General features: G+C 74.1%; 14 protein-coding genes. 5 read left to right on the top strand and 9 right to left on the bottom strand.

The features are described from left to right. The first annotated feature begins 291 nt into the window (after positions 1–291). Positions 292–1,029 (top strand): chaplin, encoded by a 738-nt coding sequence (locus tag AB0M16_RS12170; protein WP_365341637.1) that lies wholly within the window; start codon positions 292–294, stop codon positions 1,027–1,029. A gap of 63 nt (positions 1,030–1,092) precedes the next feature. Here AB0M16_RS12170 and AB0M16_RS12165 read toward each other — a convergent pair whose 3' ends face one another. Both AB0M16_RS12165 and AB0M16_RS12160 read right to left on the bottom strand, forming a co-directional pair. Further along, positions 1,093–1,752, bottom strand: coding sequence for a DUF2293 domain-containing protein (locus tag AB0M16_RS12165; protein ID WP_365341635.1), 660 nt, complete (start codon positions 1,750–1,752; stop codon positions 1,093–1,095). Between the two features lie 24 nt (positions 1,753–1,776). After that, positions 1,777–2,235, bottom strand: coding sequence for a hypothetical protein (locus AB0M16_RS12160; RefSeq protein WP_365341633.1), 459 nt, complete (start codon positions 2,233–2,235; stop codon positions 1,777–1,779). Between the two features lie 78 nt (positions 2,236–2,313). On the opposite strand from AB0M16_RS12160, the gene AB0M16_RS12155 reads away from it, so the two are divergent. Next, positions 2,314–3,048: a hypothetical protein gene (locus AB0M16_RS12155; RefSeq protein WP_365341631.1), complete on the top strand. Its 735-nt coding sequence runs from the start codon at positions 2,314–2,316 to the stop codon at positions 3,046–3,048. A 419-nt stretch (positions 3,049–3,467) separates the two neighbouring features. On the opposite strand, the gene AB0M16_RS12150 is transcribed toward AB0M16_RS12155, so the two are convergent. Next, the gene (locus tag AB0M16_RS12150; RefSeq protein ID WP_365341629.1) at positions 3,468–4,679 is read right to left on the bottom strand and encodes a pyridoxal phosphate-dependent aminotransferase; all 1,212 of its coding nucleotides are present in this window, start codon (positions 4,677–4,679) and stop codon (positions 3,468–3,470) included. 84 nt (positions 4,680–4,763) lie between these two features. On the opposite strand from AB0M16_RS12150, the gene AB0M16_RS12145 reads away from it, so the two are divergent. After that, positions 4,764–5,402 (top strand): helix-turn-helix domain-containing protein, encoded by a 639-nt coding sequence (locus AB0M16_RS12145; RefSeq protein ID WP_365341627.1) that lies wholly within the window; start codon positions 4,764–4,766, stop codon positions 5,400–5,402. Positions 5,403–5,550: 148 nt separating this feature from the next. Here the strand turns inward: AB0M16_RS12145 and AB0M16_RS12140 are convergent, their stop codons facing one another. After that, positions 5,551–5,973 (bottom strand): MerR family transcriptional regulator, encoded by a 423-nt coding sequence (locus AB0M16_RS12140; RefSeq protein WP_365341625.1) that lies wholly within the window; start codon positions 5,971–5,973, stop codon positions 5,551–5,553. A gap of 26 nt (positions 5,974–5,999) precedes the next feature. Then, positions 6,000–6,764 carry an SDR family oxidoreductase gene (locus AB0M16_RS12135; RefSeq protein WP_365341623.1) on the bottom strand — a complete coding sequence of 255 codons (765 nt, stop codon included), beginning with the start codon at positions 6,762–6,764 and terminating at the stop codon, positions 6,000–6,002. A 61-nt stretch (positions 6,765–6,825) separates the two neighbouring features. Here AB0M16_RS12135 and AB0M16_RS12130 point away from each other — a divergent pair, with 61 nt between their 5' ends. Continuing rightward, complete coding sequence (locus AB0M16_RS12130) at positions 6,826–7,461, top strand: uridine kinase (protein WP_365341621.1); 636 nt, start codon at positions 6,826–6,828, stop codon at positions 7,459–7,461. A gap of 42 nt (positions 7,462–7,503) precedes the next feature. Here AB0M16_RS12130 and AB0M16_RS12125 read toward each other — a convergent pair whose 3' ends face one another. The 4 genes from AB0M16_RS12125 to AB0M16_RS12110 all read right to left on the bottom strand — a co-directional run bounded on the left by AB0M16_RS12125 (position 7,504) and on the right by AB0M16_RS12110 (position 11,383). Continuing rightward, positions 7,504–8,427 carry a sugar kinase gene (locus tag AB0M16_RS12125; protein ID WP_365341619.1) on the bottom strand — a complete coding sequence of 308 codons (924 nt, stop codon included), beginning with the start codon at positions 8,425–8,427 and terminating at the stop codon, positions 7,504–7,506. After that, positions 8,424–9,335, bottom strand: coding sequence for a pseudouridine-5'-phosphate glycosidase (locus tag AB0M16_RS12120; RefSeq protein ID WP_365341617.1), 912 nt, complete (start codon positions 9,333–9,335; stop codon positions 8,424–8,426). Before AB0M16_RS12120 ends, AB0M16_RS12125 begins: the two co-directional genes overlap by 4 nt. 49 nt (positions 9,336–9,384) lie before the next feature. After that, complete coding sequence (locus AB0M16_RS12115) at positions 9,385–10,305, bottom strand: hypothetical protein (RefSeq protein ID WP_365341615.1); 921 nt, start codon at positions 10,303–10,305, stop codon at positions 9,385–9,387. A gap of 211 nt (positions 10,306–10,516) precedes the next feature. Beyond that, entirely contained in the window at positions 10,517–11,383 is an 867-nt protein-coding gene (locus AB0M16_RS12110; protein WP_365341613.1) for a hypothetical protein, read from the bottom strand. 464 nt (positions 11,384–11,847) lie between these two features. On the opposite strand from AB0M16_RS12110, the gene AB0M16_RS12105 reads away from it, so the two are divergent. Next, positions 11,848–12,204 (top strand): cupin domain-containing protein, encoded by a 357-nt coding sequence (locus AB0M16_RS12105; protein WP_365341611.1) that lies wholly within the window; start codon positions 11,848–11,850, stop codon positions 12,202–12,204. Positions 12,205–12,523: the final 319 nt, after the last annotated feature.

The raw sequence follows: 12,523 nt of genomic DNA, 5'->3' as shown, positions 1-12,523 counted from the left end.
CGACTCGTGCCGGAGCCCAGGGCGGGCGGCGCCCGGGACCGCGCCGCGGGCGAGGCCGACGTCCCCAGCCGCGCCCCTGCCCCGCGTCACGACCGCCTGGAGCACCGCGTGTGCGCGGCCCCGGACCCCACGCGCCGACCGTCGAGCAGGCCGCCGTCGTCCCCGCGATCCGCCCCGGCACACTCCCTCGATGGAGTGAAACACGGCGACGGTCGGATCCGGCCGCCTCGCGGACGGCGTTATTTCGGGTACGGGCGAGTGCCCGTGAAGAGATCCGGAAGGCAGGAAGCCATGAGGCACATTCGCCGAAGTGGTCTGGCCACACTGTTGGTCACCGGTGGCGCGCTGGCGCTCTCGGCGGGCGCCGCCCACGCCGACTCGGCGGCGCAGGGCGCCGCCGTCGGTTCGCCGGGGGTCGGCTCCGGCAACGCGGTTCAGCTGCCGGTGCACGTGCCCGTGAACGCCTGCGGCAACACCGTAAACGTCGTCGGACTGCTCAATCCGGCGGCCGGAAACAGCTGTGCCAACCGCTCCGCCGAGCCCGCGGGGCACGGCGCCGAGGACCGTGGCCCGTCCCACAAGGACCTGCCCGGCACCCCCCGCGCCGGTGGCTCCTCCGACACCGGCTCGCGCGGTGGCGCGACCGCCGAGAGCCGCGCCGAGGGCTCTCCGGGCGTGCTCTCCGGCAACGGCCTCCAGCTGCCGGTCGACCTCCCGGTGAACGTCAGCGGGAACTCGGTCAACGTCGTCGGCATCGGCAACCCGGCCTTCGGCAACACCTCGGTCAACGAGTCCGAGGAGTGCGAGCACCCCGAGACGCCGACCCCGCGCCCGCAGACCCCGGTCCGCAACCTGCCGCCCGCCCCCAGCACCGAGGAGGCGCCCCGGCCGGCCCCGCAGTCCAGCTCGGTCTCGCTCGCCAGCACCGGATCCGACGCCGTCGGCTACGCCGCCCCGGCGAGCGCCGCGCTCCTCCTCGGCGGCGCGCTGCTCTACCGCCGGGCCCGCCGCGCGGGCGGCGAAGTCTGACGCGCACGCCCTTCGCGGCGCGCCCGCCACGACGACCGCGGGCCTGATGGCGCCGGAGGCGTCTCAGTCCGCACGCCAGGCCCGGAGCACCGCCTCGATGGCGGGGGCGACCCTCGCCCGGGCCTGGTGACGCGGCACCCCGGTCATCAGCAGCGTGTCGTAGTCGGTGTCCACATGGCGCACGGCGGCGCGCACCGCCGCCGTGACCGCACCCCGGTCCAGAGCCCGGCCTGCGGCCGTGCGCCCCACCCGCCCGCTGCCCCGGGCAGAGGCGTGCACGGCGATCCGTACCGCCCGCTCGGCCGGGCAGCCCGGAAAGAGCCGCAGGATCTCCTCCTCCAGGGCCGCCGTGACCTCCGCGTCCCGGTCGGCGCGGCGTGCCGCGTCCCGCGCCCGGCGGCGGGCCCGGGCCTCGGCGTCCGCGAGGCAGGCCGCCTCCGCCCGGACCAGTGCCGACTCCTCGACGAGCAGGCCCTGGCGCTCGTACCGGGTCCGGCGCCGGTTGTGGCGGACGACCACCGCCCACAGCGAACTGCCCTCGCGGGCACGGCGGGTGAGGGCGGTGTCGCCGCGGCGCAGGAAGACGAGGTGGCCGAGATCGGCGCAGTCCAGGCAGACGGGCGCGTTGAACTCGACGATCATCCGCTCCAGCGGCCCCTGGTGGCACTCCGAGCAGCGGCGCCGTCTGAGCGGTTCGACCACGACCGGGGCGACGAGATCCACGGCCCTTTTCTACCCGTCCGCGCCTCAGCGCACGCTCGGCGCGGCGGCCGCGACGAAGCGGGCCAGGGCCTCCTTCGCCTCGTCCGAGCGTCGGGTCCGGTCGGCGTCGTCCGTCGCCTCGTGCATGCAGTGGGTCGTCTCGAAGGCGGATTCGGCGAGTTGACGGACGCGCGCGTCGTCGCAGACGAGTTGGACCCGGAAGAGCGCCTGGCGGGCGGCGGTGCGCTGACCGTACGAGGCGTGCCGCGACTCCTCGGCCCCGGCCGAGCCCGGTTCGAGCCGGGCCTTGAACCAGCGGTCGTTCTGGCTCTGCCGGTAGTCGACGACCGCGCCCGCGAACGCGCTGTAGACCGCGATGCGTTCCTGGCGCAGCTGCTCGGTCCTCGCGAGCGCCGCCGTGCGCTCGGCGGCCCGGCCCTGGAACCAATGGGTGGTCACCACGCCCAGCAGGGTCCCGACGACGGCTATCAGCGCCGCATCCATGACGGTTCGCTCCTCGCACTCTCAACCGGCAGGAAAAACAGTTCGATTCGCCGGGCTCCTACCCCTAGGGTCGATCGCGTGGCAACGAAACTCAATCAGATCATCGCAGTGGAGAAAGGCGTCAAGTCCCGGGCGCATCAGGACCTGACCACCGCCCATCACGGCCTGCAGAAGCCGGCCCTGCTGGCCGGCATCGCCCGGACGTACCAGCCGAAGGACGAGGAGGGCGAGCAGCTGCCGCCCGAGTCGACGCTGGTGCAGGTGAAGGCCGAGGACGTGTTGCGCGACACCGCGCGGACGCTGACCCGCCTCTTCGACGTCACCGCCACCAAGGACTGGGCGAACTGCGAGGCCCGCGCCGACATCTCCGTCGACGGACGGGTCCTGGTGAGCGACGTGCCGGTCGCGTACCTGCTCTTCCTGGAGAAGCAGCTGACGGACATCCTCACCTTCGTCCGCAAGCTCCCGGTGCTCGACGCCGCCGAGTCCTGGACGCAGGACCCGTCGACGGACGCCTGGAAGACCGAGCCGGTCCGCACGGTCCGTACGAAGAAGGTGCCGCGCAACCACGTCAAGGCGGAGGCGACGGAGAAGCACCCGGCGCAGGTCGAGGTGTACTACGAGGACGTGCCGGTCGGGTACTGGACGACCGTGAAGTTCTCCGGCGCTCTGCCCGCCCGGCGGGTGAACGAGCTGACCGAGCGGGTCGAGAAGCTGCAGCAGGCGGTGAAGTTCGCCCGCGAGGAGGCGAACGGGAGCGAGGTCACCGACCGCCGGGTCGGCGACGCCGTCTTCGGCTACCTTTTCGGGTAGCCCCATGAACTCCCCGGCCGCGAGCGCGGTCGGGGTGCGCGAGGAGCGCAAAGCTGAAGCTGAGCCTTGTCGTGAAATCCGCGGTTCCAGTGGAGGTTCGAGTCCTCCTCCCGGCATTCGTCCGTGCCGGGGTGGCCCAACAGGCAGAGGCAGACCGCGATCAATCTCAGACTATTGCTCCAGATTCAGCATGCGCCGCTCATCGCCGGATCGACCGGGCCCGGGCCCTGGTGCGTCGAAATGCCAGTTCGAATCTGGTCCGCCGAGCTCTCGATCGGCGGTGGTCCAATGGCAGGACGCGACGCAATGACGACTGACCCGGGTCCTCAAGTGCGCCGGCGTGTGAAGAGGAGCGGCATCGAAAGGGTCCGGGGGCAGGCTACGCCCTCGGACCCGCTGCCGTTCTGCGCCGCCTTCGGCTACTGCCGGTAGCTGCTCAGGAAGCGTCCGATGCGGCTGATGGCGGCGTCGAGGTCGTCCGCGTACGGCAGGGTCAGGATGCGGAAGTGGTCCGGGCGCGGCCAGTTGAAGCCGGTGCCCTGCACGACCTGGATCTTCTCCCGCAGCAGCAGGTCGAGGACGAACTTCTCGTCGTCGTGGATCCGGTGCACGGCGGGGTCGAGGCGCGGGAAGGCGTAGAGCGCCCCCTGGGGCTTGACGCAGGTGACCCCGGGGATCTCGTTGAGCTTCTCCCAAGCACGGTCGCGCTGCTCGCGCAGTCGGCCGCCGGGCGCGGTGAGCTCGTGGATGGACTGCCGGCCCCCGAGGGCGGCCTGGATGGCGTACTGGGCGGGCGCGTTGGGGCACAGGCGCATGGAGGCCAGCATGGTCAGGCCCTCCAGATAGCTCTTGGCGTGCTCCTGGGGGCCGGTGACGACCAGCCAGCCGGAGCGGAACCCGGCCACCCGGTAGGTCTTGGACAGGCCGCCGAAGGTGAGCACGACCAGATCGGGGGCGAGGGTGGCGACCGGGTGGTGGACGGCCTCGTCGTAGACGATCTGGTCGTAGATCTCGTCGGCGAGCACCATCAGGCCGTGGCGGCGGGCGAGGTCGAGGATGCCCTCGAGGATCTCCTTCGGATAGACCGCGCCGGTCGGGTTGTTGGGGTTGATGATGACGACGGCCCGGGTGCGGTCGGTGATCTTCGAGGCCATGTCGTCGAGGTCCGGGTACCAGTCGGCGGACTCGTCGCACAGGTAGTGCACGGGCTTCCCGCCCGCGAGGGTCGTGACGGCGGTCCACAGCGGGTAGTCGGGGGCCGGGATCAGCACCTCGTCGCCGTCCTCCAGGAGGGCCTGCGTGGCCATGGAGATCAGCTCGGAGACGCCGTTGCCGAGGTAGACGTCGTCGACGTCCACGTCCGGCAGGCCCATCGACTGGTAGCGCTGGACGACGGCGCGGCGGGCGGAGAGGATGCCGCGCGAGTCGGTGTAGCCGTGCGCCTTGGGGAGCATCCGGATCATGTCCTGGACGATCTCCTCGGGTGCCTCGAAGCCGAAGAGCGCGGGGTTGCCGGTGTTGAGGCGCAGGACGCTGTGGCCCGCCTCCTCCAGGGCGTCGGCGTGCTCGATGACCGGGCCGCGGATCTCGTAGCAGACCTCGCTCAGCTTGCTCGACTGCCGGAACTCCATGCGCCGACCTCCCCAGAAGTGTTGATGCTTGGTTTTACCAAGTTCGAGCTTGGAAAGTCCAACAACATGTCTAGACTGCGTCGCATGCCACCTCAGTCACGCCAGGCGCGTCAGTCCCGCCGCCGGAGCTACGACCAGTACTGCGCCGCAGCGCGCGCCCTCGACGTCGTCGGGGACCGGTGGACCCTGCTGATCGTCCGTGAACTCCTCGCCGGACCCCGGCGCTACACCGATCTGCACGCCGATCTCCCGGGCGTCAGCACGGACATGCTCGCGGGCCGGCTCAAGGACATGGAGGGCGCCGAACTCGTCACCCGCCGTCGGCTGCCGCCGCCCGCCTCCGCGTACGTGTACGAGCTGACCGACCGTGGACGTGCCCTGCTGCCCGTCCTGCGCGCCCTCGCCGCCTGGGGCGCACCCGCCCTCGACGAGCCCCGGCCGACCGACGCGGTCCGCGCCCACTGGTTCGCGATCCCGCTCCTCTCCGCCTTGGAGGGGATCGGGGCGCGGGTCGTCCAGGTGACCCTGGACGAGGGGGAGTTCCACGTACGGTCCGGGAGCGAGGGGCAGGTGACGTACGGGGAGGGGCCCGCCGGCGACGCCGAGGCGCGGCTGCGGACCGACGCGGCGACCTGCCGGGCGCTCGCCGGCGGGGAGCTGACCCTGGCGGAGGCGGTCGACTCGGGCCGTGCCGTCCTGGAGGAGCCGGTCCGCACGTCCTGAGCGCCGGACCTCGGCCCTCCACTCCGGCGAGCACCCCTCCGACTCGACCGTCCTCCGGCCGGTGTGCGGCCGTTTCGACGCCCCTGAACCGGTCGCGCGGCGTCCACGTCGGGCGTGACCCCGGGGCGCCCGTCCGCCTCCCGATCGCCTAGCTGCGGCCCGAGGGAGCGCCGTCGTCCGTCGACGAGTCGGCCCCGGACCGCGACGTGTCCACGGGCCGGCCCGCCGCGACGGCGGCCAGGGCGGCGGCGAGCCGGTCCCTGGCCTCCGTCTGCGCGGCGATCCGCGCGTCGAGTACGGCGAGCCGCTCACGGGCGATCCGCAGGCCCCGGGCGGAGGGCGCCGCCGCGGGTACGTTCCCGTCGAGGCAGGCGGCGAACACGGCCACGTCCTCCAGGGTCAGACCCGCGTCCAGGAAATATCGGATATTGGATACACGAACCACGGCACCCTCGCCGTACACCCGGTACCCGTTGTCCGCGCGCACCGAGGAGATCAGCCCCGACTGCTCGTAATGGCGCAGTGCGCGCGCCGTCGTCCCCGTCCTCCGGGCCAGTTCACCGATGCGCAAGGCCCCCACCTCCCCGCGCAGTCGTATCACGCCACCAGGGCGCCCCCGTCGACGGGCAGCACCGTGCCCGTCAGATATCCGGCGTCCGGTGCGGCCAGCGCGGTGATCGCCCAGGCCACGTCCTCCGCGCGGCCGATCCGACCGAGCGGGATGTGTGCCAGCTGCCAGTCCCGGATCGCCTTGCGCTGCTCGGGGCCGAGCCCCATGTGGTCGGCGATCGGCGTGTCGATCGCACCCGGCGCGACCGCCACGACCCGGACCCCGCGCGGCGCGAGCTCCACCGCCCAGCAGCGGGTCAGCGTCTCCAGGGCGCTCTTCGTCGCCGGATAGACGGAGTTGCCGGGCCAGCCGCGCTGACCGATCGTCGTCGTCACGTTGACGACGACGCCCCCGGAGGTCTCGAGCGCCGGCACCGCCGCCTGCGTGAGGAGGACCGGCGCGACGAGATTCGTCTCCAGGAGCGGGCCGATCACCTCACGGCCCAGGGTGCCCAGCGGGCCGCCGGCCGCGATGCCCGCGTTGTTCACGAGCACATCGAGCCGTCCGTACGCGTCCACCGCCGTGCGCACGATCTCCTCGGGCGCGCCCGGCGCCGTGACGTCCGCGACCAGCGGCCGGATCCCCGGGAGGTCCGCCGCCGTCTCGTGCAGCGGCCCCTCCCTGCGCCCCACGGCGACGACCGTCGCCCCCTGACCCGCGAAGGCCCGGGCCGTGGCCCGGCCGATGCCGGTTCCGGCGCCGGTGACGACGACGACCCGCCCGACGCTCTGCTGCTGCGTGCTGCTGTTCATCTGCCGATCCTCGAACCCTGCCGCCAGGGGCAAGGTCAAGCCCGTGCGGCAGGATGGACGGATGCGATGCGAAGCGATCAGCTGGGAGCGTCTCGCCGAGGCCGTGGCCGACCGCGTCGACCGGGCCGAGCCCGGGGACGGCAGCGAATGGCTCAAGGTGGGCGTCGACGGCGCACCGGCCGCGCCGGGCGGCGAGTTCGCCGACCGGATCGCCGACGCGCTGCGGCTGCGCGGACGGTCCGTGCTCGTGGTCGCGACCGGCGGCTTCCTGCGCCCGGCCTCGCTGCGCTTCGAGTACGGCAAGCAGGACCCCGACGCGTACTACACCGACTGGTACGACACCGGGGCGCTGTGGCGGGAGGTGTTCGGCCCACTGGAGCCGGGCGGCAGCGGGAAGGTGCTGCCCGACCTGTGGAACCCCGTCACCGACCGGGCCACCCGCAACCCCGCCGTCCCGCTGCCGCCCGGCGGCGTCCTCGTGCTCCACGGCCCGTTCCTGCTGGGCCACTGGTACCCCTTCGACCTGAAGCTGCACCTGCGCCTCTCGCCCGGCGCACTCGCCCGCCGCACCGACCAGCCCTGGACCCTGCCCGCCTTCAGGCGCTACGAGCAGGAGGTCGGCCCCACCGACACGGCCGACGCCGTCATCCGCGCGGACGACCCCACGCGCCCGGCCTGGACGGGCTTTCGGGACTAGGGCCTGCATTTCGGGGCGAGGGCCCGCCTCCCGGGTCATGACCTAGGGGGTGACCGGTCCCTGCCCGTGCCTGCCCCAGGGGCGCCCGCCCACCCCCGTCACCGCCAGCGCCCCCGCACGGCAGCCGGACTCGGCCGCGAGGACCGGGTCCGCGCCGGTGACGCGGGCGGCCAGGAAAGCGCCGGTGAAGGCGTCACCGGCGCCGGTGGAGTCCACCGGGCGAGCCGGTGGGGCCGTCACGCGGGCCGTCACCCGTCCGTCGGCGGCGAGGACGGCGCCTTCCGCGCCCAGGGTGACCGCGACCAGCGGGAAGCGTCGGCTGAGGGCCGCCGCGGCCTCGCCGGGGTCGGGCAGACCGGTCAGGAAGCGGGCCTCGTCCGCGTTCGGCAGGAGGCACTCCGCGCCGTCCACGGCCTCCAGGAAGGGCGCCGCGCCCAGGTCCGCGAGGAAGCCGGCCGAGGCCGGGTCCACGCTCACCGGGAGGCCCGCCGCTGCCGCGTCGCGCAGTACCCGCGCGGCCGTCGCGCGGCTCGGGGCGGCGAAGAAGAGGTAGCCGGACAGGTGGACCCGGGCGACTCCGGCGAGCAGCTCCGGCGTCCAGTCGTCGGGCGCCAGCCGCAGTGCCGCCCCGCTGTCCGTCAGGAACGTGCGCTCCGCGTCCGCGCCGACCAGGGCGATCACCGACGCCGTGGGCGCCTCCGGATCCGGGACGAGCATCGGCCGCACGCCCGCGCGGCGCAGCGCCAGATCGTGCCAGGAGGCGGAATCGGTGCCCACGCGCGCGAGGATCCGCACGTCCGGGCAGCCCGACCGCGCCGCCCAGCAGGCCACGTTCGCCCCCGCCCCGCCGGGCAGCGTCCGGATCTCCGCCGCCGTGTCGGTGGCGGGCGCGAGCGGCGTGCGGTGCCGGGCCACGATGTCCGTGACGACGTCCCCGACGACCAGCAGTGCGCCGGACCCGCTCACGGCCGGTCGCGGTCCGCCGCCGCGACGAGGGCCGCGAGCCGCACGTTGCCCCGCACGGCGGCCAGGTTCGCCTCCAGGGACGCCCCGTCCGTGTGCACCGTCAGGTACTCCAGCAGGAACGGCGTCACGGCCTGCCCCGTGATCCCCTTCTCCCGCGCCGCCGCGAGGCCCCCCGCCAGGACCCGGTCGTGGAGCGCGGGGTCGAGCTGCTGCCCGGTCGGGACGGGATTGCCGACGACCAGCGCCGAGCGCGGCCCGCCGAGCTCGTCCCGGGCGCGCATCACCCCGGCCACGGCCTCCGGCGTCCGGAGGGTCCAGTCGACGGGCTCGCCGGAGGAGGAGAGGTAGAAGCCGGGGAACCGGTCCGTGCCGTAACCGACGACGGTCACGCCCAGGGTCTCCAGACGCTGCAGGGTCGCGGGCACGTCGAGGATCGACTTCACCCCCGCGCACACCACCGTGACGCCGACCTGGGCGAGCAGCCGCAGGTCGGCGGACTCGTCCTGGGTCTCGGCCCACTCGCGGTGCACCCCGCCGAGGCCGCCGGTCGCGAAGACCCGTATGCCGACGGAGTCGGCGAGCCAGGCCGTCGCCGAGACCGTGGTGGCCCCTGTGGTCCCCGTCGCGAGCGCCGGCGCCAGGTCGCGGTGGCCGAGCTTGCGCACCGACGGGTCCTCGGCGATCCGCGTCAGACCGGCCTCGTCCAGGCCGATCCGGGCGACGCCGTCGAGCACGGCGATGGTGGCGGGCACCGCACCGCCGTCCCGCACCAGGGCCTCCAGCTCGCGGCCCACCGTCAGATTGCGCGGGCGCGGCAGGCCGTGGGCGATGATCGTCGATTCGAGCGCGACGACGGGGCGCCCCTCGTGGAGCGCCTCCCGTACCTCTTCGGACACCTGTGTGGACATGGTGGATCTCTGGCGCGCCCGCCCGCCCCGCAAACCTCACCGGGGCACATCAGCCACAGCCCGGCAGTCCGGGCAGTCGGGCCGCGTCGACCACCTGGATCACGGGCCGCGCGCCGGTCGTCTTGGCGTTCCCGAGGCTGTAGGCGACGGCCAGCGCGTTCCCGGCGGCCGCGGCGTAGCCGTACGCCGGCGTGATCCTCGCGTACGCGCCCGAGTCGAGGTCCAGGGCGTACGAGGTCTCCGGGGTGCGCCAGGTGACGAGCCGTCCGGCGATCCGCAACTGGTCCATGCCGTCCACGGCGGGGGAGGCGGTGACGACGGCGGACGGCCGGGTCTCGCCGGGGCGCCACACCATCAGCCGGGGCGTCGCCTCGCCGGCCACCCACGCCCAGGTGGTGCCGTCGGAGACGAGGGCGCGGACGTCGCGCAGGGCGGCGACCTGCGGCGGCAGCGCGGCCGGGCGGCCGTCCCGCAGGGAGACGGCCGCCGGCCGGGTGTGGTCGCCGTCGGCCTCGCGCCACACCAGGAGGCCGCCCGCCGCGAACGGCGTGTCGAGGACTCCCGTGTGCCACGCGCGCGCGTGCCCGCCGACGGCAGGGGCGGCGAACACCGTGGCCCTCCCGGCACCGGTGCCCTGGGCCCACAGCACGGTGCCGTCGTGGACGACCGGGCGGGGGAGCGGACCCGGCCGGTCGGCGCGGGCGAGCCGCCGCGTCCGTCCGGTGGTCAGGTCCGCGACGTACAGGCTCCACGGGCTGTCGAGGGTGCGGCCCTCCATGACGGCGAACGCGGCCCAACGGCCCCCGTCGAAGTCGGCGGCGAGCAGCTGGTGTTCGACCGGGTCGGCGAACCGCAGCAGGGTGTGCGGAGGCGTCGCGCCCGCGCGGACCAGGACGGCACGGCGTCCGCCGGACCCGTCGGCGCCGGTGAGCTGGAGTGCCGTCCAGCCCGGGCCGGTATCCGTGAGCACCGCGCGCTCCCCGGCCGGTGGCCGGTACTCGCCCGCGGCGAACGCGGAGCGCCACGTGGTCGGCAGCCCCACCTCGCAGGCCGCCGCCCGTGCGGTCGTACGGGTGGGGGCGGGCGGCCTGACGGTCCCTCCCGACGAGCACCCCGCGAGCAGCAGGGCGCCCGTCAGGAACGGGACCGTGAGGCGCCGCGAAGCGGTCCGCGGCCCTCGCCTACCAGACGTATCCACGGCCGCCCATGATGGTGGTGATCGTGTCGGACGAGATGTGCGCCGATCTCGGCACCGAACCCGCCCACGAGATGACGCTGGTGCTCACCCCACCGACCGGATCGACGTAGTCGACCTGCCCGGCGGCCGTGTCGGTGTTGTAGCCGTCGATCGCGACCCAGTGGAAGATCTCGATGTTGGGGTGCCCGACGAGGTGCGGACCGCCCGGCACCTCCCAGGCGTTGCCCGCGATCGCGTAGTCGTTGTCGGTGTTGTGCGTGATGTGCTGCTTGAAGGCGGCCTTGTCGGTGGCGGTCGGGGTGTAGGGAAGCGCGTTCGGCACGTAACCGGCTCCGGGGAGGCGGTGGTTGAGCGCGTCCGCCATCGGGTATCCGGTCGGGTCGGGCACGTTGATGTCGATGCCGTACCAGGCGGTGCCGCTCGTGTTCGTCCTCAGCAGGGTCGCCGCGTCCTGCTGCGATCGGCCGCCGACCTCGTCATGGGCCGACTGGGTGATCACCAGGGTGGCCGGGCCGCACCAGTAGGAGGTCTGCTGGGACTGGTGGATCGCGCCGGAGAGCTTGTAGCCGGCGAGGGTGCCCGTGGCGCCGGACGTGAGTGCTCGCTCGTACGTTCTCATGGCGTCGGTGTGCTTGGCGGCCGCGACCCTGCGCTGGGCGGGCGTCAGGCGCTGGTGCCCGAGCGTGTCGTGGGCGGCCTTGTACGAGGCGCCGGGCGCCGGCTCGGTGGTCGCCGAGGTCCCCGCGGGCGCCGGGGCGGCGGGGGCGGCCGAGGCGGTCGGCACGGTCATGGCGGCGGTCAGCAGGGCCGCGGCGCCGAGGACGGCGGCGCGGACATGGGTGGGGGGCATCGCACTCTCCTGTCCGGAGTGGGGGCGGAACGGGAAGGCCGGTCCCGCGTGTGGGACTTGCGGGGAGTGTGGCGCGCCCGCGGCACGCCTGCCAGCGGACGCGGAGCAATGCCCCGGACCACCATTGGGCGCACCAAAGGCGCCGCGCCGGACCAGCGGCGACGTCCGCGGGCGACACCCGCGCGGGGGGCGGTTTTCGCCGCCCGGGGGCGAATTCTCGCCCGCGCGGCCGAATCCGCCTTCTGGTGCGGACGGGTGGGCCGCTGCGGAATCGGTGCCACGCCGGGTGGTTCCGCGCCCCCGGGCGGCCTCGTCCGGCGCGGTCCGGCGGCAAACCCCGCCTGCGGATTCCGTCGCGCCGCGCGGGCGAGTGAACTGCCTGGTCGGAGCAGCGAACGGAGCTTTTCCTTCCATCGGGTCCCACCCCGTACGCGGCCTGCGGAGCCCCGCTACAGTCACCGCCCATGACCACTCACGCGCAGCCCTCCTTCGCCGTCCACATCCCCGACGCCGAGCTCGAACCCGAGCCGCTCGACCCCGGACAGATCGTCTCCGGCACCCCCGAGGTGACCGGCAAGGTCCTGTGGGAGTCGGAGGACGGCAAGCAGGTCCGCGGCATCTGGCAGATCACCCCCGGCGTGGTCACCGACACCGAGGCGAACGAGCTCTTCGTCGTCGTCAGCGGCCGCGCGACGGTCGAGGTCGAGGGCGGCGCGGCCCTGGAGATCGGTCCCGGCGACGCCTGCGTGCTGCGCGAGGGCGACCGCACCACCTGGACCGTCCACGAGACCCTGCGCAAGGCGTACCACATCAGCCTCTGAGGCCGCGGAACCCGCCCCAGGGACGAGGTGGGTCCGCGGGCCGGTTCCCCCATGTCCGCGTGGGGGAGCCGGTGGTGCGCCGAACCGCGTGCCGCACCGTGCTCCGGAGGGTGGGCGGAAGGTGCGACGGGGAGCGGCGTGCCCAAGGTCTGGTAGGAAACTTTCCTATCAGCTAGCATCCCGGGCGGCGGCTTGGCGCGGCGCCCGCTCCGCGCTCCCCCGGGGGAGCGGGCGTGACGCGCTCAGCGAGAGCTCTGACCCGGCCGCCACGCACCGCGCCCGCCCCGTGGCGCCCGCCGCCACGGGGTCGGACCGCGCT

The organism is Streptomyces sp. NPDC051921, from assembly GCF_040680975.1.
GTDB lineage: Bacteria > Actinomycetota > Actinomycetes > Streptomycetales > Streptomycetaceae > Streptomyces.
The sequence above is the reverse complement of the archived record's forward strand: the minus strand, read 5'-3'. Positions and strand labels throughout refer to the sequence as shown.

Coding starts and splice junctions, on each gene's coding strand:
- AB0M16_RS12170 (WP_365341637.1), top strand. CDS start 292: ATGAGGCACATTCGCCGAAGTGGTCTGGCCACACTGTTGGTCACCGGT.
- AB0M16_RS12160 (WP_365341633.1), bottom strand. CDS start 2,235: ATGGATGCGGCGCTGATAGCCGTCGTCGGGACCCTGCTGGGCGTGGTG.
- AB0M16_RS12150 (WP_365341629.1), bottom strand. CDS start 4,679: ATGGAGTTCCGGCAGTCGAGCAAGCTGAGCGAGGTCTGCTACGAGATC.
- AB0M16_RS12145 (WP_365341627.1), top strand. CDS start 4,764: ATGCCACCTCAGTCACGCCAGGCGCGTCAGTCCCGCCGCCGGAGCTAC.
- AB0M16_RS12135 (WP_365341623.1), bottom strand. CDS start 6,764: ATGAACAGCAGCACGCAGCAGCAGAGCGTCGGGCGGGTCGTCGTCGTC.
- AB0M16_RS12130 (WP_365341621.1), top strand. CDS start 6,826: ATGCGATGCGAAGCGATCAGCTGGGAGCGTCTCGCCGAGGCCGTGGCC.
- AB0M16_RS12120 (WP_365341617.1), bottom strand. CDS start 9,335: ATGTCCACACAGGTGTCCGAAGAGGTACGGGAGGCGCTCCACGAGGGG.
- AB0M16_RS12110 (WP_365341613.1), bottom strand. CDS start 11,383: ATGCCCCCCACCCATGTCCGCGCCGCCGTCCTCGGCGCCGCGGCCCTG.
- AB0M16_RS12105 (WP_365341611.1), top strand. CDS start 11,848: ATGACCACTCACGCGCAGCCCTCCTTCGCCGTCCACATCCCCGACGCC.